This window comes from Telluria sp. ZT3P25, from assembly GCF_059685895.1.
Genome location: NZ_JCASIJ010000001.1, coordinates 2,977,211 through 2,997,576, shown reverse-complemented (window position 1 = coordinate 2,997,576; position 20,366 = coordinate 2,977,211). Strand labels below are relative to the sequence as shown.

General features: G+C 66.1%; 13 protein-coding genes. 10 read left to right on the top strand and 3 right to left on the bottom strand.

Going from position 1 to position 20,366, the window contains the following annotated elements; genetic code table 11:
• Positions 1–124: 124 nt before the first annotated feature.
• The 3 genes from rnk to gluQRS all read left to right on the top strand — a co-directional run bounded on the left by rnk (position 125) and on the right by gluQRS (position 1,998).
• Positions 125–520 carry a nucleoside diphosphate kinase regulator gene (rnk, locus tag AC56LY_RS13345; RefSeq protein WP_499580261.1) on the top strand — a complete coding sequence of 132 codons (396 nt, stop codon included), beginning with the start codon at positions 125–127 and terminating at the stop codon, positions 518–520.
• Between the two features lie 64 nt (positions 521–584).
• On the top strand, positions 585–1,088 hold the full coding sequence (locus AC56LY_RS13340) for a nuclear transport factor 2 family protein (protein ID WP_499580259.1): 504 nt from the start codon (positions 585–587) through the stop codon (positions 1,086–1,088).
• A 10-nt stretch (positions 1,089–1,098) separates the two neighbouring features.
• Positions 1,099–1,998, top strand: coding sequence for a tRNA glutamyl-Q(34) synthetase GluQRS (gene gluQRS / locus AC56LY_RS13335; RefSeq protein WP_499580257.1), 900 nt, complete (start codon positions 1,099–1,101; stop codon positions 1,996–1,998).
• A gap of 13 nt (positions 1,999–2,011) precedes the next feature.
• Here the strand turns inward: gluQRS and AC56LY_RS13330 are convergent, their stop codons facing one another.
• The 3 genes from AC56LY_RS13330 to AC56LY_RS13320 all read right to left on the bottom strand — a co-directional run bounded on the left by AC56LY_RS13330 (position 2,012) and on the right by AC56LY_RS13320 (position 4,679).
• Complete coding sequence (locus AC56LY_RS13330; protein ID WP_499580255.1) at positions 2,012–2,476, bottom strand: DUF421 domain-containing protein; 465 nt, start codon at positions 2,474–2,476, stop codon at positions 2,012–2,014.
• A gap of 80 nt (positions 2,477–2,556) precedes the next feature.
• Complete coding sequence (locus AC56LY_RS13325) at positions 2,557–4,047, bottom strand: SulP family inorganic anion transporter (protein ID WP_499580252.1); 1,491 nt, start codon at positions 4,045–4,047, stop codon at positions 2,557–2,559.
• A 401-nt stretch (positions 4,048–4,448) separates the two neighbouring features.
• Positions 4,449–4,679, bottom strand: a complete 231-nt coding sequence (locus AC56LY_RS13320; protein ID WP_499580250.1) for a hypothetical protein — start codon at positions 4,677–4,679, stop codon at positions 4,449–4,451.
• A 526-nt stretch (positions 4,680–5,205) separates the two neighbouring features.
• Here AC56LY_RS13320 and AC56LY_RS13315 point away from each other — a divergent pair.
• The 7 genes from AC56LY_RS13315 (at position 5,206) to AC56LY_RS13285 (ending at position 20,331) form a co-directional block, all read left to right on the top strand.
• A complete protein-coding gene (locus tag AC56LY_RS13315; RefSeq protein ID WP_499580248.1) occupies positions 5,206–8,412 on the top strand; it encodes a TonB-dependent receptor in 3,207 nt (1,068 codons plus the stop codon).
• A gap of 61 nt (positions 8,413–8,473) precedes the next feature.
• Entirely contained in the window at positions 8,474–11,173 is a 2,700-nt protein-coding gene (locus AC56LY_RS13310; protein ID WP_499580246.1) for a beta-mannosidase, read from the top strand.
• A complete protein-coding gene (locus AC56LY_RS13305) occupies positions 11,170–14,487 on the top strand; it encodes a GH92 family glycosyl hydrolase (protein ID WP_499580244.1) in 3,318 nt (1,105 codons plus the stop codon). Before AC56LY_RS13310 ends, AC56LY_RS13305 begins: the two co-directional genes overlap by 4 nt.
• A 233-nt stretch (positions 14,488–14,720) precedes the next feature.
• Complete coding sequence (locus AC56LY_RS13300; RefSeq protein ID WP_183555460.1) at positions 14,721–15,752, top strand: LacI family DNA-binding transcriptional regulator; 1,032 nt, start codon at positions 14,721–14,723, stop codon at positions 15,750–15,752.
• A 22-nt stretch (positions 15,753–15,774) separates the two neighbouring features.
• The gene (locus AC56LY_RS13295; protein WP_499580242.1) at positions 15,775–16,992 is read left to right on the top strand and encodes an AGE family epimerase/isomerase; all 1,218 of its coding nucleotides are present in this window, start codon (positions 15,775–15,777) and stop codon (positions 16,990–16,992) included.
• A complete protein-coding gene (locus AC56LY_RS13290) occupies positions 16,985–17,908 on the top strand; it encodes a carbohydrate kinase family protein (RefSeq protein WP_499580240.1) in 924 nt (307 codons plus the stop codon). The genes AC56LY_RS13295 and AC56LY_RS13290 overlap by 8 nt, the downstream gene beginning before the upstream one ends.
• Positions 17,908–20,331: a GH92 family glycosyl hydrolase gene (locus tag AC56LY_RS13285; RefSeq protein WP_499582043.1), complete on the top strand. Its 2,424-nt coding sequence runs from the start codon at positions 17,908–17,910 to the stop codon at positions 20,329–20,331. The genes AC56LY_RS13290 and AC56LY_RS13285 overlap by 1 nt, the downstream gene beginning before the upstream one ends.
• Positions 20,332–20,366: the final 35 nt, after the last annotated feature.

Sequence of the window (20,366 nt, the reverse complement as noted above, 5' to 3'; positions counted from 1 at the left end):
CGGCTGGGATTACTCCGCGCAGCCCATGGCCGAGCGGCGTACGGCATCAGTTCGTAGCGCCGCAGCCAGGCACCGCCATCGTAGCGGCAAGCCGGCTCTTCCCAAGCTGATCGTGGAGACTGAAATGAGTGATGCAATGGTTGTTTCATGGCTGGACCTCGAGCGCCTCGAGCGCGTACTCGACCGGCTTTCTCCGGCCCAGGCCCGGGCGCGCGACGCGCTGCTGGGTGAACTGGAACATGCGCAACTGGTCGAGCCGTGGGAGATGCCGCTAGATGTCGTGACCATGAATTCGCGCGTGCGCTTTCGCGTGGCCGGCGCCAGCGAAGAAGAAACGATGACGCTGAGTTACCCGAACGATATGCAGGACACCGCCGAACGGCTCTCGGTGCTCACGCCGGCCGGTATGGCGCTCCTGGGCGTGCGTGTCGGCGGGAGGATGGCGTGGCAGCAGCCGGATGGGCCGCATGAGGCCACGGTGCTCGGCATCGAGCATCAACCCGAGCCGGCGAAGCGGTAGTGCCACGGCCTGTCGCGTGCATGTGTAGAATGTTTCCCTCATGACCATCATCGAGGGAACCACCATGCAACGCTTTGTCACCGCCTGCTTCCTGTGCCTTTCCTTGTCGCTGGGCTTGAGCGGCGCTGCGCATGCTGCGACCGATCCCACCCTCACGCGCGAAGTCAACGCCTTCGTCGATGGCTGGCACGATGACGCCGCCAACGCACGCACGGCGTACTTCGACAAGATCGCCAGGGATGGTGTGTATATCGGCACCGACCGCACGGAGCTGTGGACGCGCGACGCCTTCAAGGCGTGGGCCAAGAAATATTTTGATGCCAAGTCGGCTTGGACCTTCAAGGCGACGCGCCGCAATGTCTATGCGTCGGCCGACAAATCCCTGGTCTGGTTCGACGAGCTGCTCGATACCAAGAACATGGGGCCGGCGATGGCCAGTGGCGTGCTGCGCAAGACCAAGTCGGGCTTCGAAATCGTCCACTACCAGCTCTCGCTGGCAGTACCCAATGCCGTCAATGGCCAGGTCGCCGGCATCATCGCCGCCCACGAAAAGCAACCGAAGAAATAAGCAGATCGCAGTGAACAAGCCCTACATCGGCCGCTTTGCGCCATCGCCTTCCGGGCCGCTGCATGCCGGTTCGCTGGTCGCGGCCATGGCCAGCTACCTCGATGCGCGATGGCACGCGGGCACCTGGCTGATCCGCATCGAAGACATCGACGAAGGCCGCAGCGTGCCCGGCGCGGCTGAAGGCATGCTGCAATTGCTGGCCGCGCTGGGGATGGAGCACGATGGCGAGATCGTCTGGCAAAGCCGGCGCAAGCATTTGTATGAAGCCGCTGCCGCGCGCATCGAGCGCGACACGTATCCGTGCGGCTGCAACCGGCGCGAGATCGCCGATTCGCGCATCGGCGTCGCGCCTGACGGCAGCGCCATCTATCCCGGCACCTGCCGCCATGGCCTCGGCCCGGGCCGCACGATGCGCAGCCTGCGCGTGCGCGTGCCGGCGGGGGGCGAGGATGAGATCACCTTTGTTGACCGCTTTGCCGGCCCCATTACGCAGCATCTTGCGCGCGATGCCGGCGACTTCGTGCTGAAACGTGCGGACGGATTCTGGGCCTATCAACTGGCCGTCGTGGTGGACGATATCGAGCAGGGCGTGACAGACATCGTGCGCGGCGCAGACCTGCTCGACTCGACGCCGCGCCAGATCCATCTTCAGCGGCTGCTCGGCGCACGAACGCCGCGCTACCTGCACGTGCCGGTGGTACGCAACAGCAATGGAGAAAAATTGTCGAAGCAGACGGGCGCGCTTGCCATCACGGCAGGCGATGAGGCTGCCGCAATCGGCGTGCTGATGGAGACTGCGGCGGTCCTGGGACTCGCGCTCGACGGCCCAGCGCCAGAATCCATCAAGGCATTCTGGCGCGCCGCGATTCCCGCTTGGGGGCGACTGCTGGCGAAGCGCGCCGCAAGCTGATTCACAGCCCGATCTACTGCGGATTCTGCATGATGCTGATGGAGCCGTTTGCTTCAAGGAACGCGCACTTCATCTTCGGTCGCGGGCAGTCGGCGCCGCGCAGCGCTTCTTCGACATCGTCCTGCGACAGGCGGCAGCGTTTCAACACCTCTTCAAAGAACACGCCATCGCGCCCGATCAGCACGGGGCTGCCCTCGACGAGTGACTCGAATTTGCGGCTGCGCGATGTGAGAAAGGCGATCAGCACGGTCAGCGCCACGAGAGTCGCGGCGATAATGAGCCCGCCGAACAGCGATTCGTCGCCACCCGTCATTGAATTGGAGACGGATTCGGACAACAGCATCACCACCAGCAGGTCGAACGGCGTGAATTGCCCGACTGTACGGCGGCCTGACACGCGCATCATCGCGAGCAGGGCGCAGTAGACGATCGCGCCGCGCGCGATCAGCTCCCACCAGGGTAGATCGAGGTCGAACATGGCGCCTCCGGGGGCATGAAATGTGGGCTGATTGTAATCAATCTGCCAACAACATGACGCCCGTCTGCGCCACACCTAGATTAGTGCCCGGCCAGCATGTCTTCGGCGCCGTCCTTGTCGTGGATGGCAAACCGGCTCATCAAGGTGGCGCTGGCCTCGTTCAGGCCATGCACGACCACCTGCGCACCGGCGCGGCGCAGTTTCAGCACCACCTTGTCGAGCGCGCCGATGGCGGTGATGTCCCAGAAATGCGCATCGCTCAGGTCGATGTGCACGGTCGCGCGCGTCGGGCTGTAGTCGAACGCATGGACGAGCTGGTCGGACGACACGAAGAACACGTGGCCACTGACCAGGTAGTGGCGGACTTCGCCGCCATCCTTGTCAACCTGGACGCGCGAGGTGACGCCGAGCATCCGGCTGACTTTCTGCGCAAAGAACACGCCCGACAGCAGCACGCCGGCCAGCACGCCCTTGGCCAGGTCGTGCGTGGCCACGGTGACGACGACGGTGGCGAGCATGACGATGCTGGAACTGGTCGGATGCGCGCGCAGGTTGCTGATCGAGCCCCAGCTGAACGTGCCGATGGCCACCATGATCATCACGGCGACCAGCGCCGCCATCGGGATCTGGCGCACCCAGTCGCCCAGGAACACGACCATGAGCAGCAGCACGACGCCAGCCATCAGTGTCGACAGGCGGGTGCGTCCGCCAGACTTGATGTTGATCACCGACTGGCCGATCATCGCGCAGCCGGCCATACCGCCGATGAAGCCGGTGGCGACGTTGGCGATGCCCTGGCCGACGCATTCACGATTCTTGTCGCTGCGCGTATCGGTGAGGTCGTCGACGATCGTGGCGGTCATCAGGGATTCCAGCAGGCCGACGAGCATCAGCGTGGCCGAGTACGGCAAGATGATCTGCAGGGTGTCGAGATTGAACGGCACGTTCGGGATCAGGAACGATGGCAGGCTGTCCGGCAGCTCGCCCATGTCGCCGACGGTGCGGATGTCCAGGCCCAGTGCAATGGACGCCCCCGTCATGACGACGATTGCGACCAGCGGCGATGGCACGGCGCGCGTCAGATACGGCAAGCCGTAGATGATGGTCAGCGCGGCGGCGGTGACCGCGTACACGTGCCACGTGACGTTGGTCAGTTCAGGTAACTGGGCGAGGAAAATCAGGATCGCCAGGGCGTTGACGAAGCCCGTGATCACCGAGCGCGAGACGAAGCGCATCAGCCGGCCGAGTTTGATCCAGCCGGCGACGATCTGCAGTACTCCGGTCAGGATGGTCGCAGCCAGCAGGAAATCGAGGCCGTGCTCCTTGACGAGCGACACCATGATCAGCGCCATGGCGCCGGTGGCAGCGGAAATCATGCCCGGCCGCCCGCCGAAAAAGGCGATCAGTGTCGCGATCGAGAACGACGCGTACAGGCCGACCTTCGGGTCGACGCCGGCAATGATGGAAAACGCAATGGCCTCGGGGATGAGGGCGAGAGCGACGACGATACCTGCAAGCAGGTCGCCACGGACGTTGGAGAACCAGTCCTGGCGGATGTGTTGAAATACCATGAGGATACCTTCCCGGGCTGTAACAGCCGAGTGCAAGAAATGGGAGCGCCATGCACGAAGCAGGGCGCAGCAAGACGAACGACAACGCACCGGCGTCGTGATGACGGCGGTGCATGGACGTGCAATGGGGGAAGGGGTATTACGGAGGTGTTACTGAGCAGAAATAACCGCGTGGCAGTCCGCATCCCGGGAAGGATGCCGCGGCCAGCCGCATCACGGCGCGACGCGTGCTGCGAGCACGTTGGGCGCGGCGGAGCTGGGTGGCGGGAAGGGACAATACGGTCATAGCCAGCTATTTTGCACCGCAACATAACATCAGTCAAGTCGCATGCTGCGGTGCGTCCGGTTACCTTGCTACCGGTTTGACGGCAGGTCCATCAGCCGGTGCGGGTGGCGCAACCTCAGGCATCCCGGCTGCTGGCGGTGGTGGCGGCGGCGGTGCGATCCGTTTGGCGTGCGCCGGTGGTGCCGGTGGCGCTGGTGGTACCGGCATGTCCTTCAGGGCGCGAGCACCCCGTGCTGGTGGTGGCGGGGGCGGCGGCGTGCCAACCGGCGGAGCCGGTGGCGCCACTGGTGCCATTGCACCCGCTGGCGGTGCCGGTGGCGCCGGTGGCGGTGGTGGCGGCGCACATTTGCTGCTGGCGCCACGGCAGTCGGGTTGCCCGGCGGCGTGCGCCAGGCTGGCTGACAGTGGCAGGGTGATGGCAAGGCCGATGGCCAGGCTGGATCGGATAATGCGGTTCATGGTGTTCTCCTTGGTGGGCATGAAACACATCCTGCGCCCACAATGTGGAGAAATCATGGAGACGCCCGACAACGTGTACGCGCCATGAAAAATTCCTGGAAGCAAATTGTGCAGTCGTCGTTTACTAAACGGCACTAAACTTCACGCAAACTGCCAAAGTTTGTTGAGGCTTCACACACTACTTGTATAAATTTGCGGTACCGGTTTGCACGACCCCTGCGACATGCAGAAGAGATGCCCGCCGTTTAGTAAATCTGCGACAGGCCGGCAGGCGACACCTTGAGAACGTGTCGCGCTGGCATTGACATCGGGACGCTTCACGTTGCGGTGCGCAAAGGCTGCCGGTTGACGGACGCCCGGACCAGCTGCCGCCATAAAAGATAGCCCATACAGGGCACGACCAGGAGACACACATGCATTCACACACCCACCGCGCTTCACGGCAGCGCTGCAGCGTCACGCCCATCGCCATGGCCGTCAGCCTCGCGCTGCTGTCGCTGTCCACCGTCCACGCCCAGACCATGCCGGCTGACCAGCCGGTCCAGCCGCCGGGCGCCCAGCCAGGCGCCGTGCAAACGGCCCCGGCCGCAACCGCAGTTGCAACTGCTGCCACCGAGGCGCCGTCCGCCGACCAGCCTGCCGGTGCAGGCCCGTCGACGGTCGTCGTGACGGGGTTCCGCTACTCCATCGAGAAAAGCCTCGACCAGAAGCGCGAAGCCAATTCGATCGTCGAGGTGGTGACCGCCGAAGACGTGGGCAAATTCCCGGACAAGAACGTGGCCGATGCGCTCCAGCGCGTGCCGGGCGTGGTCGTCACCCGCAGTGGCGGCGAAGGCAAGAATGTCAGCGTGCGCGGCCTGTCGTCCGACCTGACCCTGACGCAACTGAACGGCAACTACGTCGCCACCGCCGAATCGAATGGCGATCCGTCGCGCTCGTTCAACTACATGCTGATGCCGTCGAACATGCTCGCAAGCGCCGAGCTGTACAAGACGTCCGAAGCGCGCTTCGACGAAGGCGGTATCGGCGGCACGGTGATCCTGCGCACGCGCCGGCCGCTCGACGTCAAGTCGGGCACGGGCTTCGTCAATGCCGAAGGCACCTGGGCCGATACCACCAAGAAGACCGACCCGCAATTCTCGGGCCAGTACGCGTGGCACGACGAGAGCAACCGCTTCGGCGTGCTGGTCGGCTACACCCAGCAAAAACGCACCACGCGCACGATGGGCGCGAGCACCGAAAACTGGCAATGGTATGCCGACGACTACAAGGCGCAGCCGCCAGTGGGCGCCGATGGCCAGCCATCCAACCTGAATTCGTTCTGGTGGGGCCAGTCGGGCTTCTACGACCAGTCGGGCAAGTACTACACCAAGTTCGCGATGCCGACCGCCGTCGCGCTGGATGTGCGTACCACCGAGCGTGAGCGCAAGGGCGGGCAGGTCACGCTGCAGTTCAAGCCGCTGCGCAACCTGAACATGACGGCCAACTACTTCCGCTTCGACCTGCAGCAGAATTCGCAGCTGAACCAGCTGAAGGTCCCGGAATGGAATATCGCGCGCTACGATGGCGACGGCAACTGGCCGGGCGGGCGCCTGCTCGATGGCCTCACGTTCGACCCGAGCGGCACCGTCGTCACCGGCGCGCAGTACAGCGCGCGCCCGGGCAAGGCGTACTACTGCAACAGCGCGCAGGCTGGCGCTGCCGGCTTGACCAACACCGGTGGTTTCGGTCCGGACGATTGCACGATCCCGACCCCGCAGATCGCCGGCGGCTACAGCCGCGAGAAGGCGCTGTCGCAGACGGCCGACTTCGAAGTCGAATGGAAGGGCGAGTCCGTCGACGCCAACTTCAAGGTCGGCCGCACCTGGGCCGAGGGCGGCCCGGAACTGCAATTCGGCATGCCGATCAAGCCGCGCCGGCAGAATGCCGACGGCAGCTGGTCGCTCGGTAACACGGCCACGTCGTGGGACGTGAGCGGCAAGCCAACGATGACGTTCGCACCGGAACTGATGCAGAACCTGCGCAACGGCATCGGCGAGATCGACCTGGGCTCGACCTCGTCATCCTGGACCCGCAACAGCACCGACCAGAACTACGCGCAGGCCGACCTGACCTGGCACGCCGACAGCAGCTGGCTCGACTCGGTCCAGTTCGGCGCCAAGTACCGCGACGGCGGCACCAGCCGCAGCACCGGCAACAACTACTGGGTCTGCAAGGGCGCCAATCCGGGCGACTACGACAGCCGCTACCAGAACGGTTGCGACGCATCGGCCAACCAGTTCCGACCAGAATTTTTGTACGACGAATCGCTGGGCAACCTGACGGGCGGCCTGAAAGCCAGTGCGTTCCCCGGCATCAATTACCCGGCCTACATCTCGTACCTGAACCAGACGTATGGCGAGATGCAGACCCGCAACGAAGAAAACTTCATCTACAACGTGGATGAAAAGATCACGTCGATGTACTTGCAGGGCAACTTCAAGACCGACCGCCTGCGCGGCAACCTGGGTGTGCGCGTCGTGCGCACCCGCCAGCATGCCGATTCGACCGACAAGGTCGACTACTACAACGACTACTTCTTCGACGGTCCCGACGGCACGCCGGCGCCATGCCTGGCCGGTGGCTTGCCAGCCGCCGGTGCGCCAAGCGGCTCGGGTTGCACGAGTGGCTTCACGGTCGTGCCGGACAGCGAAACCAATCCAGCCACCGGCCACGTCTCGACTTATGTGGTCAGCTCGCTCGACCGCACCTACACCGACGTGCTGCCAAGCCTGAACGTTGCGTACGACCTGACCGATACGCTGCTGCTGCGCGGCGCTGCCTCGAAGGTCGTGGCACGCCCGAGCTACAACGATATCGGCGCGCCGGGCGCCCTGAGCAACTACAGCCAGGAATACGTCAACGATCGCCGCCTGATCGGCGGGGGCGACCGCCAGGGCTGGTTCGGCTCGGGCAGCAACAAGGATCTGGAGCCGTACCAGGCCACGCAGTACGACCTGGGCCTGGAGTGGTACTTCCACCGCGGCTCGGTGCTCGGCGCCGGCATCTTCCGCAAGAACGTCCAGAACTTCGCGGTGCCAGTGGTGCGTGACGTCAACCTGAACCTTGGTGGTGAGGCGATCGCGGTGCAGAACTACGCGACCAGTGCCGGCGGGCGCGACGCGGTGTCGAAAGGCATCGAGTTGTATGCCCAGCACACGTTCGACAACGGTATCGGCTTCCAGGTCAACTACACGTACAACAAGACCAATCAGGCCGCGATCACGCTGGCGGACGGCACCGAGATCGGCACCTCGCCGCTCGTGGGCAGCGCCAAGAACCAGGCCAACGTGACGGTGTTCTACTCGACCGACCGGCTCATGCTGCGCGCGTCGTACAACCGCCGCGGCCTGGTGGTCAACGGCCTGATGAACGGCTTGAACGTGTATGAGGCGCCGTACAGCCAGGTCGACCTGAACGCGTCGTACAACTTCACGCCGGAGCTGAGCCTGACCGCATCGGTCCTGAACGCCACCGAGGAAGAGTCGCACTCGTACCTGGGCAACGACACCAAGTCGCGCTTCTACAGCAACAACTACGCCGGCCGTGTGGCGTATATGGGCCTGAACTACAAGTTCTGAGTCCGTATCGACCCTTCCCGCCACTCTGGCGGGGAGGGCGTCTTCTTTCCAGGATCACGCCATGAACGACCGGATCAACACGATCTCGACGGCCGGCGGCGGCTGGCGCGCGCTGTGCGCCGGCCTGCTTCTTTTCTTCTGCGCAGGCCTTGCTCTGGCCAACCCATCCGACAAGCTCGTCATCGACGGGGGCTGGCGCTTCCACCTGTTGCCGGGCGATGCACGCGAAGCGGCGCATCCTGACCTCATGCCATGGCGCGCGGCCACGGTGCCGGGCACCGTGCACACCGACCTGCTGGCCCATGGCCTGATTCCCGATCCGTATGTCGGCGCGCCCGAAGCAGGGCTGCAATGGATCGGCCTGGCCGACTGGGAATACCGCACCGCCTTCGACGTGCCGCGCGCTGTGTTGCAGCGCGTGCGCAGCGAGCTGGTGTTTGCCGGGCTCGACACCTTTGCCGAAGTCTGGCTCAACGGCGTCAAGCTGCTCGGCGCGAACAATGCGTTTCGCACATGGCGCGTGCCGGTGACGGGCCGGCTGCGTGAACACGGCAACATCCTGCGCATCGTATTTCGTTCGCCGATCAACACGATGCTGCCGCAGGTCGCCGCGATGCCGCACAAGATCGCTGGCAACTACGCATCGCCGTATGGCGATGAACCGAAAGACGTAATGAGCGCGAACTTCGTGCGCAAACCCGGCTATCACTATGGCTGGGACTGGGGCCCGCGCTACGTCACCGCAGGCATCGGCAAACCCGTCGTGCTGCACAGCTGGGATGCCGTGCGCATCGACGACCTGCAACTGCGCCAGGACCGCGTCGACGCCGTGCGCGCCGATGTCGCCGCCATCGCCTCGCTGGACGTGGTGCGCGCAGGGCGCTTCACGCTGCGCCTGTGGCAGACGGCGCCCGGCGGCCAGCGCACGCTCGCCGCGACGCAACGCATCGACCTGCGCGCCGGCGCCAACCGCATTGAACTGCCGGTGCGGATCGACGATCCACAGCGCTGGTTCCCGAACGGCTACGGCAAGCAGCCGCTGTACCGCTACCAGCTCGACGTCAGCCATGGCAACAACACGCTTGCCACGCATGCTGCGCGCACGGGGTTGCGCAGCGTCGAACTGCGGCGCGACCGCGACGACGCCGGCCAGGGCTTTTACTTCGTCATCAATGGCATTCCCGTGTTTGCCAAGGGCGCCAACACAATCCCGTTCGACATGTTCCAGCCGCGCGTGCGCCGTGAGGGGTTGCGACGCGTGCTGCAGTCGGCAGCCGACGCCAATATGAACATGCTGAGGAGTTGGGGCGGCGGCTATTACGAGGACGAAGATTTCTATGATCTGGCCGATGAACTTGGCCTGATGGTCTGGCAGGATTTCATGTTCGGCGGCGGGATGCAGCCGGCGTACGATCCGGCGTTTCGCGCGAGTGTCGTCCATGAGGCGCGCGACCAGGTGCGGCGGCTGCGCAACCGCCCGAGCGTCGTGCTCTGGTGCGGCAACAACGAGCAGGAGATCGCCTGGAAAAACTGGGGTCACCGCAAGACGCTCGAGCGTGCCGATCCGGTGTTCGCCAATCAGGTCTGGGACGGGTATGTCGCGCTGTTTGGCGTCGACCTGCGCCGCGTGGTGGCCGAAGAAGCCGGCGGCATTGGCTACTGGTCGAGCTCACCCGGCAACGATTTGCAGGAAGCGGCCAACACGCCCGGCAGCGGTGACATGCACTACTGGGAAGTGTGGGGCAATCCGGCGCATCCGGTATCGAACTACCTGGACATCACGCCGCGCTTCATGTCCGAGTACGGGCTGCAAGCCTGGCCGGTGCAGCGCACGATCGACGCGTTTGCGACGCGCGCCGAGCAGGGCGTGGCCACGCCGGTCATCGAAGCGCACCAGAAATTCATGGCCGGCAAGGGCAACGAGCGCCTGATGAAGTACGTGCAGGAGCAGTTCGGCGAGCCGGTCGACTTCCCGGCGTTTGCCTACCTGAGCCAGGTGATGCAGGCCGACGGCATCGAGCAGGCGGCGCTGCACCATCGCCGCAGCCGGCCCCACACAATGGGCTCGCTGTACTGGCAGCTCAACGATGTGTGGCCGGGCGCGTCGTGGTCGAGCATCGACTGGTTCGGCCGGCCAAAAGCGCTGCAATTTCATGCGCGCCGCTTCTTTGCGCCGGTCGCCGTCGCGGCATTGCGCGACGCCCGCGGCGCCACGCGCGTCAGCCTGCTCAACGACCGCACGCACGCCGTGAAGGGGACGTTGCGCACGCGTGTGATGTCGCTCGATGGCACTGTGCTGCGCGATGCGCGCGAGGCCGTGACGATCGCGCCGCTGTCGGCGCGCGACGTGGGCGCGTATGCTGACACCGACTTGCTCGCCGGCGCCGATCCGGCATCCACCGTCGCCGTATTCACGCTGCAAGTGGAGGGCGAGCCGGCATCGACCGGAATCGTCTACTTCGTGCCGGCAAAAGACGTCGCCTGGCGCGACCCTGGCCTGCGCACGACCGTGCATCGCGATGGCGATGGCTACCGCATCGAGATCACGGCAGCGGCACTGGCGCGCGGCGTCTGGCTCGATGCCGGCGACGTCGATGCGCAGTTCCACGACAATGCGTTGACCCTGCTGCCGGGTGAACCCGTCACCGTGCACGTGACCTCCACCGCCAGCGACAGCGTGCTGCGCGCCGCCCTCCATGTCCGCTCGCTGCATGATGCCATGCGCGCGACCAACCCAATATCCTGGAAGACCACCCCATGAACAAGACCCACACCATCGGCGCCGCCGTGGCCATGCTGCTGGCGAGCGTGGCCACTGCTGCCGAATCCCGTACTGCAAACGGTTTTGCCACGTCGTTCGAAGCGAACGAGCCCCTTCCTGCCACCGCCGCGGGCGAGGGCATCCGGGTCACGCCGGGCAGCGGCCCGGACAAGCCATATGCCGCCAAGGCGAAGGCTGCCTATACGGGCCTGCGCGCGCTGCAATATCGCGCGGACGGCAAGGGCGGGCGCTTGCCGCTGTTTGCGGTCGACCTGGCAATCAAGGCCGACACGGTCCTGTCGTGGAACGTGCTGCCCGAGATCGTCGACGGCGACATCGCCACGTCCACTGGCGTAGCGCTGGACCTGGTGCTGGACGACGGCCGCCGCATCTCCAGCCTGGACCTGCGCGACAACCACGGCGTGCGCATCGACGTGGCGGCGCAGGCCAGGTCGAACACGCTGTATCCGCAGCAGTGGGCGCACAAGTCGGTGCGCCTGGGCAGCCTGGCGGGGCGCCGCATCAAGTCGATAGAGCTGGCGCTGCAGCCCAGCGCGGCTGCCGGCGCCAGCGGCTGGCTCGATGACATCGTCATCGGCGAGCAGGCTCGCGCCGAGGCGAAGCGCCCGACCGACCACGTGCTGACGACGCGCGGCACGCAAGCCAACGGCACCTTCTCGCGCGGGAACAATATTCCAGCCACGGCGATGCCGCATGGCTTCAACTTCTGGACGCCCGCCACCGACGCCAGCACCCTGAGCTGGCTGTACCGCTGGAACGAACAGAACGACGAGAACAACCGCCCGCGCCTGCAGGCGCTGTCGCTGAGCCACCAGCCGAGTCCCTGGATGGGCGACCGCCAGACCTTCCAGATCATGCCGTCGAACGCGACCGGCCAGCCCGATGCCGACCGCAAGCGCCGCGCGCTGTCGTTCTCGCACGAGAACGAAGTGGCGCGCGCACACACCTACCGCGTGGACTTCGACAACGGCATCCGGGCCGAGATTGCGCCAAGCGAGCGGGCGGCGATCTTCCGCTTCCGCTTCCCGCAAGGGGGCGACGCCAACCTGCTGTTCGATAACGTCGACGCGCGCGGCGGCCTGCGCCTGGACGCGGCCACGCAGACGCTGCGCGGCTATACCGACACGCGCAGCGGCCTGTCGAACGGCGCGACGCGCATGTTCGTGTTCGCCCGCTTCGACCAGCGCTGGCAGGCCAGCGGTCCCCTGGAAACGGGCCGTCCGACCGGCTACATCAAGTTCAAGGCCGACGGCGGCGAAGTGCGCATGCGCATCGCGACCTCGCTGATCTCGGTCGAGCAGGCGCAGAAAAACCTCGCGCTGGAAATCGGCGACGCCGGCTTCGACACCGTGCGCGATCGCGCGCAGGCCGCGTGGGACAAGGAACTGGGCCGGGTGAAGGTGGACGGCGCCAGCGACGACCAGCTGACGACGGTCTACTCGAACCTGTACCGCCTGTTCCTGTACCCGAACGTCGGCCACGAAAACGTCGGCAGCGCGCAGCAGCCCGACTGGCGCCACGCCGACCAGAGCGGCTGGTCGCAGGCCAAGACCGGTGGCGACGACGACAAGACCTCGGCGCCCGTCGTCGCTGGCAAGGTGTATGTCAATAACGGCTTCTGGGATACCTTCCGCACCACCTGGCCTGCTTATGCGCTGCTGGCGCCGACCCGCGCCGGCGAAATGGTCGATGGCTTCCTGCAGCAGTACCGCGATGGCGGCTGGGTGGCGCGCTGGTCGTCGCCGGGCTACGCCGACCTGATGGTCGGGACCAGTTCCGACGTCGCTTTCGCCGATGCCTGGCTCAAGGGCGTGCGCGGCTTCGATGCGCACCAGGCGTATGAGGCGGCGCTGAAGAACGCGACCGTCGTGCCGCCCGTGTCGAACGTCGGGCGCAAGGGCCTGGGCAAGTCGATGTATCGCGGCTATGCCGATGCGTCGGTCCATGAAGGCATGTCGTGGACGCTCGAAGGCGCGCTCAATGACTTCGGGCTGGCGCAGATGGCCACCGCGCTGGCCGGCGGGGAAGGGGACACCGCGCGCGGTCGCCGCTACCGCGAGGAAGCCGCGTACTTCGGCGCGCGCGCCACCGATTACGTCAACCTGTACGACCCGGCCACGGGGTTCTTCCGTGGCCGCGACGCCAAGGGTACATGGCGCGAACCAGCCAACGCTTTCGACCCGCGCCGCTGGGGTGGCGACTATACGGAAGCCAATGCCTGGAACTTCGCGTTCACCGTGCCGCACGACGCCGAAGGACTGGCCGGCCTGATGGGCGGGCGCGCGGCGCTGGGCAAGCGGCTCGACACGTTCTTCGCCACACCGGAAACGGCGCAGGCGAAGTTCTCGGGCAGCTACGGCCAGGTGATCCACGAAATGACGGAAGCGCGCGACGTGCGCATGGGGATGTACGCGCACAGCAACCAGCCGTCGCACCACATCCCATGGATGTACGCAGCCGCCGGCCAGCCGGCCAAGACGCAGAAGATCACGCGCGACATTCTGGCCCGCCTGTACCTTGGTAGCGAGATCGGGCAGGGCTATGCGGGCGACGAAGACAATGGCGAGATGTCGGCCTGGTACACGTTCGCGATGATGGGCCTGTATCCGCTGCGGATGGGGTCCCCTGAATACGTGATCGGCTCGCCGGCATTCGCGCGCACCGATGTGCGTCTGGAAAACGGCCGCACGCTGTCCGTTATCGCTCATGGCAACAGCCCGGAGAACGTCTACGTGCAGTCGCTCACCGTCAATGGCAAGCCGTGGACCAAACCATGGATCCGCCACGACGACATTGCATCCGGCGCGACGCTCGAATTCACGATGGGCAGCACGCCATCGACCTGGGGCACCGGGGCAGGTGACTTGCCGGCATCGCTGACGCCTGTTGGCAAACGCCCTGCAGGCCTGGCCGACCGCAGCAAGGGCGCGACACTCACGCTGGACGGCAAGCGCGCCCCCGCGCCGCTGACCGACGACGACGCGGCCACCGCCGTGGAAGTGCCGGCGGCAGCGAACATCGGTATCACGCTGACCAAGAGCGCCCGCATCAGCCACTACACGATCACCGGCGGCAAGGCGCCGCTGGGCAAGGTGTCGTGGACGCTGGAAGGCCGCGACGCGAAGGGCGGCTGGGTTGCGCTGGACACGCGCGAGAACGAAGTCTTTGCCTGGGAACGCCAGCTGCGGCCATTCGGCATCGCCAAGCCCGGCGTGTACAAGGTGTACCGCTTGCGCTTTGCACAAGAAGCGGCGTTTGAGCTGGCCGAAGTGGAGCTGCTCGAAGCGCGGTAAACACACCGCACTCTGGGGCGCCCCTTGTTTACTAAAACGCGCTAAAACACGGGCAGTTTAGTCTGCCCGCGTTGACGCTCCGGAGGCGCGGCTGTTATAAAACGCACTGGAACAACGCGCGCCGGATCCCATCCGGACGACGCAAAAAACGCCCACAGAGGCGTTTATTAAACCAACGATTGGAGACCGATCATGTCCATGATCACGATGCCCGGCATGCCGGAGGCGCGGCCGTGAGCCAGGTCACGCTGCGTCACATCGCCAGCGCTACCGGGCTGTCCATTGGCACCGTCTCGCGCGCGCTGAAGAACCAGGGTGGGATGACGGAGGCGACGCGCACGGCCGTGCGCGATGCGGCGCTGCGGCTGGGCTACGACTTTTCGCTGCTCAAGAAAGGCCGGATCCGCCGCATTGCGTTCCTGCTGCACAGCCAGCACAACACCCTCACGTCCAGCCCCTTCTTTACGCCCGTGCTGCACGGGGCGGAAGAAGCGTGCCGGCGCGAGGGCATCGCGCTGTCGCTGATCGTCGTCGGGCCGGCCGAGCCGGTGCTGGAGCAGATCCGCCTGCACCAGCCCGACGCGATCCTGTGCGCCGGCTTTTTTGAGCCGGAAATCCTCACAGCCCTGCAGCAGACCGGCAAACCGATGGTGCTGGTTGACATGCACCGGCGCGGTTTCACGTCGATCAATCCGGACAATATCAGCGGCGGCTACCTCGCCACGCAGCACCTGCTGCGCGTCGGGCGCAAGCGCATCGCGATGCTGTCGGGGTCCCTGGCCCACTACAGCATCGGGCAGCGCAACCGCGGTTTCCGCCAGGCGCTGTTCGACGCGAAGATGCATGCCGATCCGAACCTCGAAGTGAGCGTGCCCACCATGGGCGAGGGCGACGACGGCGTCATCGAGGCGATGCGCAGCCTGCTGGCGCTGCCGAAGCGGCCCGACGCGCTGTTCTGCTACAACGACAGCACGGCGCTGGTCGCCATGAAGTACTGCCTGGGCGAGGGGCTCAAGATTCCCTACGACCTAGCCATCGTCGGCTTCGACGACATCGCCGCGGCGGCTGCCGCCATCCCGCCACTGAGCACCGTGCGCGTGGACAAGGAAGCATTGGGCCGCGCCGGCGTCGATGCGCTGCTCGCCAAGCCCGAGCTTCAACAGACCAACTCTCAACAGCCCGGCCTCCAGCAGAGCGACGTGGACGCCACCCAGATAACCCTGCCAGTCGAGATGATCGTGCGCGAGAGCAGCTACGACGACTAGCGTACAACCACCAGCCCCCACCATGACCACGTTCCCGAACTTTCGCAGCCCGGACCTGCTGCTCGACCACGCGCGCCACACGATGCGTTTCTACCACCCGCGCGCGATCGATCCCGCCGGCGGCATGTTCCACTATTTCAAGGATGACGGCGCCGTCTACGACCCGCGCCACCGGCACCTGGTAAGCAGCACGCGCTTCGTGTTCACGTATGCGATGGCGTACCGCCAGTTCGGCGACGCGGCTTACCTGGACGGCCTGCAGCACGCGATGGGCTTCCTGCGCGAAGCACACCGCGCACCAGATGGCAGCGGCTATGCCTGGATGCTCGACGGACGCGATGTCGAAGACGGCACCCAGCATGCCTATGGCCAGGCCTTCGTGCTGCTGGCGTATTCGCATGCGACGATGGCAGGGCTGGAAGAGACGCGCCCCTGGATCGGCGAGACGTTCGACCTGATGGAAGCGCGCTTCTGGAACGCGGCCGATGGCCTGTACGCCGACGAGGCGAGCCAGGACTGGAGCACGCTGTCGACGTACCGCGGCCAGAACGCGAACATGCACGCGGTCGAAGCGCTGCTGGCAGCGCATCAGGCCACCGGCGAAGCGCGCTACCTCGAGCGCGCCTATCTGGTGGCCAGCAACATCACGCAGCGCCAGGCCGCGCGCTGCGGTGGCCTGATCTGGGAACACTACGACGAACAGTGGCAGCCGGACTGGAAGTTCAACATCGACGACCCGGAAAACCTGTTCCGCCCGTGGGGCTTTCAGCCAGGCCACTTCACCGAATGGGCCAAGCTGCTGGTGCAGCTCGAAGCGCGCGCCCCGGGCGTTCTGACGGGTGATCTGAGCTGGCTGTTGCCAACCGCCGAGCGCCTGTTCAAGGTCGCGGTGGAGAAGGGCTGGGACAACGAGTTCGGCGGCGTGGCGTATTCGCTCGCGCCCGACCTGACCGTCTGCGACAGCCACAAGTACTTCTGGGTGCAGGCCGAAAGCGCCGCCGCGGCGGCGCTCCTGGCCACGCGCACCGGCAACGACGCCTACTGGACCTGGTACGAACGACTGTGGCAATACAGCTGGAGCCACTTCGTCGACCACGAGCACGGCGCCTGGTACCGCATCCTGGACCGCGAAAACCGCAAGCTCAGTGACGAGAAAAGCCCGGCCGGCAAGGTCGATTACCACACGATGGGCGCGGTCTACGACATCGTCGCCGCGATGAAAGGACCCCGCCATGGTTGATGCGCCGTTCATGCTGTGCGCCGGCGAGGCGCTGACCGACATGATCCATCAGGGCGACGAACGCTGGGTCAGCCGCGTGGGCGGCTCGACCTGGAACGTGGCGCGCGCGCTGGCGGTGCTGGGCGAGCCAACGGCGTTTGCCGGCGCGATCAGCCGCGACCGTTTTGGCGACGCGCTGTGGACCGCCAGCGAAGCGGCTGGCCTGGACCTGCGCCTGCTGCAGCGCGTGGACCGCGCGCCGCTGCTGGCCGTGGTCGAGGGCGGCGAGCCGCCACGCTACTTCTTCATCGGCGACGACAGCGCCGACCTGCATTTCGATCCATCGGCACTGCCGGCCGGCGCCTTCGACGGTCTGCGCTGGGCCCACTTCGGCGGCATCAGCCTGGCGCGCGAGCCGCTGGCCGCCACGCTGGTGGCGCTGGCGCGCACGCTGAAGGAGCGCGGTGTGTCGATCAGTTTTGATCCGAACTACCGCAACCTGATGGATGCACGCTACACGCCGACGCTCGAAGCGATGGCCTCGCTGGCCGACCTGATCAAGGTGTCGGACGACGACCTGCGCGGCCTGTTCCCCGGCCTGAGCCTGGACGACGCCCTGGCGCGCCTGCGCGCGTTCAACCCCGCCGCCTATTGCCTGCTCACTCGCGGCGGCCAGGGCGCGAGCCTGTTCCATGGCGACGAGCGCTGCCACGCGCTGGCGCCGAAAGTGGCGGTCGTGGATACAGTCGGCGCGGGCGACGCCAGCGCCGCTGGCCTCTTGCACAGCCTTGCACGCCATCCGCAGCGCCCCTTGCAGGCGCACCTGCACGCCGCACTGGCGGCCGGCTCCGCCGCCTGCCTGCAGGCCGGCGCCACCCCACCGCCACCGGCGGCCATGCACCAACTGTTCGAACTGCTCGAAGGAGAAGCATCGTGATGCCGCATTTCCGTACCCGTTTCAGTGTCCCCACGCTGGTGCTGGCCTGCCTGCTGCCCCTGGGCGCACAGGTCGCGCTGGCGGCCGACAGCATGCCGGTCAACACCTTCATCGGCACCCAGGATGAAGGCAATACCTTCCCTGGCGCCTCCGCGCCGTTCGGCATGATCCAGGTCAGCCCGATTGCCGACCACTACGCCGGCTACCGCTACAGCGACAAGCGGATCCGGGGTTTTGGCCACTCGTTCCTGTCCGGCGCCGGCTGCTGGGAGCAGGGCGGGCAGCTGTCGGTGCTGCCGGTCACCGGCACCATCGGCCCGGGCGGAGATTTCGACACCGCCAAGAAAGGCACGTTCGACCACAAGCGCTACGCCGCCGACTACACGCATGACGGCGAAGTGGGCCAGGCCGGCTACTACAAGGTCAAGCTGACCAGCTACGGCGGCATCACGGCCGAAGCGACCGCGCTGACCCGCGCCGCCGCCGAACGCTATACCTATGCGCCGGGCACCAAGACGGGCCATGTGCTGCTCAACGTTGCCCAGGCCAACGAGCGCCATGGCGTCATCGGCAGCGAAGTGCAGGTCGTCGGCGAGCGCGCCGTCGAAGGCAAGATCGTCACCCGCAGTTTCTGCGGCGGCGCCAAGTACACGACCTGGTTCCGCATGGAGTTCGACCAGCCGATCGCCGCCAAGGGCGTCTGGGACGACCGCGGCGGCTGGCCCGGCGCTGCCGGCCCGAGCCAGCAGGGCGAAGCCAAGCCGCATGGCGTGTGGCTGACCTTTGACCTGAAGAACGGCCAGGCGGTGACCGCCGTCAGCGCGATCTCGCACGTCGATGCCGAAGGCGCGCGTGTCAACCTCGCCGCCGACGGCAAGACGGGCGACAAGGCCTTGACGTTTGACGCGATGAAAACCAAGGCGCAGGCCACCTGGCAGCGTGAACTCAAGAGCGTGCGCATCAAGGGCGGTAGCAAGGATGACCGCACCGTGTTCTACACGGCGCTGTACCACGCGCTGCTGCAGCCGCTGACGGGCAACGACGCCGATGGCCGCTATCGCGGCTACGACGATGCAGTCCATACCGCCAAGGACTGGACCTACTATGAATTCTTCTCGCTGTGGGATACCTACCGCGCGCAGAACCAGTTGCTGGCACTGATCCGCCCCGAACGCGCGCGCGATATCGCGACCTCGGTGCTGGCGATCCGCGACCAGGGCGGCTGGCTGCCACGCTGGGGCTACGCCAACTTCGAAACCAATATCATGACGGGTGACCCGGTCACGCCGTTCCTGGTCGATCTGTGGCGCTTCGGCGCGCTGAAGGGCCGCGAAGCCCAGGCCTACACCGCACTGCGCGAAAACGCATTCGGCGTGCCGGCCCACGGCATCCGTCCGCAAGGCCGCTCAGGCAATCCGAACTACATGAAGCAGGGCTTCGTGCAGTACGACCGCAGTTTTGTGTCGAAAGGCATGGACACCGACCCGCACCACGGCGCCTCGGCGACGCTCGAATACGCGCTGGCCGATGGCGCGCTGGCCGAGATGGCCAAGGCCCTCGGCCACGAGGACGATGCCCGTGTGCTGGCCCAGCGCGCGCAGAACTGGAAGACCGTCTGGGATGCGAATGCGGTCGATGAACCGACCGGCCAGCGCGGCTTCCCGCGGCCGCGCCTGATCGACGGCAGCTGGTTCGCCGACGTTGGCAGCGGGTTCGACCCGCGCGGCGACCATGGCTTCCATGAAGGCACGGCGTGGCAGTACCAGTGGCTGGCGCCGCAGGACGTGCCGGGCCTGGCCGCAGCGATGGGCGGGCAGGCACCGGCCCTCGGCCGCCTCGACCAGTTCTTCGATTACGAGGCCGTGCTGGCTGACCCGAACGCCGTGCGCAAGTCGTGGGTGGTGGGGCCGTACAGCTACTACGCCCAGTTCCGCTACAACCCGAACAACGAGCCGGACCTGCACGCACCGTGGATGTACACGCTGATGGGCCAGCCGTGGAAGACGACCACCGTGCTGCGTGCTGCCGAAACGCTGTTCACCAATGGGCCGGGCGGCGTGACGGGCAACGATGATCTGGGCACGATGTCGGCCTGGTACCTGTTCAGCGCACTGGGCATCTATCCGGACATGCCGGGCAGCGGCCGCTTCCTGCTGCACGCGCCGCGCTTTGCCGGCGCCGAGATCGACCTGGCCCAGGGCCGCACGCTGCGCATCGACGCTGCGGGCGCCAAGCCGGGCCAGCGCGGCTTCGTCAAGTCAGTCAACTACGGCGGCCGCGCGGTGGAACGCGTCTGGCTCGACTGGGAGCAACTGCAGTCGGGCGGCGCGCTGAAGTACCAGCTGGCGCCGCAGCCGGATGCGCAGGGCTGGGGCACACGTGCCCGCGACCTGCCACGTCCGCCCGCCGGCATGGCCCGCTAAGCACCCGACCACAATAACAATCATCAGGAGACAGC

Coding starts and splice junctions, on each gene's coding strand:
- AC56LY_RS13285 (WP_499582043.1), top strand. CDS start 17,908: ATGCCGCATTTCCGTACCCGTTTCAGTGTCCCCACGCTGGTGCTGGCC.
- AC56LY_RS13340 (WP_499580259.1), top strand. CDS start 585: ATGCAACGCTTTGTCACCGCCTGCTTCCTGTGCCTTTCCTTGTCGCTG.
- AC56LY_RS13305 (WP_499580244.1), top strand. CDS start 11,170: ATGAACAAGACCCACACCATCGGCGCCGCCGTGGCCATGCTGCTGGCG.
- AC56LY_RS13290 (WP_499580240.1), top strand. CDS start 16,985: ATGGTTGATGCGCCGTTCATGCTGTGCGCCGGCGAGGCGCTGACCGAC.
- AC56LY_RS13330 (WP_499580255.1), bottom strand. CDS start 2,476: ATGTTCGACCTCGATCTACCCTGGTGGGAGCTGATCGCGCGCGGCGCG.
- AC56LY_RS13325 (WP_499580252.1), bottom strand. CDS start 4,047: ATGGTATTTCAACACATCCGCCAGGACTGGTTCTCCAACGTCCGTGGC.
- rnk (WP_499580261.1), top strand. CDS start 125: ATGAGTGATGCAATGGTTGTTTCATGGCTGGACCTCGAGCGCCTCGAG.
- AC56LY_RS13320 (WP_499580250.1), bottom strand. CDS start 4,679: ATGTGCGCCGCCACCACCGCCACCGGCGCCACCGGCACCGCCAGCGGG.
- AC56LY_RS13315 (WP_499580248.1), top strand. CDS start 5,206: ATGCATTCACACACCCACCGCGCTTCACGGCAGCGCTGCAGCGTCACG.
- AC56LY_RS13295 (WP_499580242.1), top strand. CDS start 15,775: ATGACCACGTTCCCGAACTTTCGCAGCCCGGACCTGCTGCTCGACCAC.
- AC56LY_RS13310 (WP_499580246.1), top strand. CDS start 8,474: ATGAACGACCGGATCAACACGATCTCGACGGCCGGCGGCGGCTGGCGC.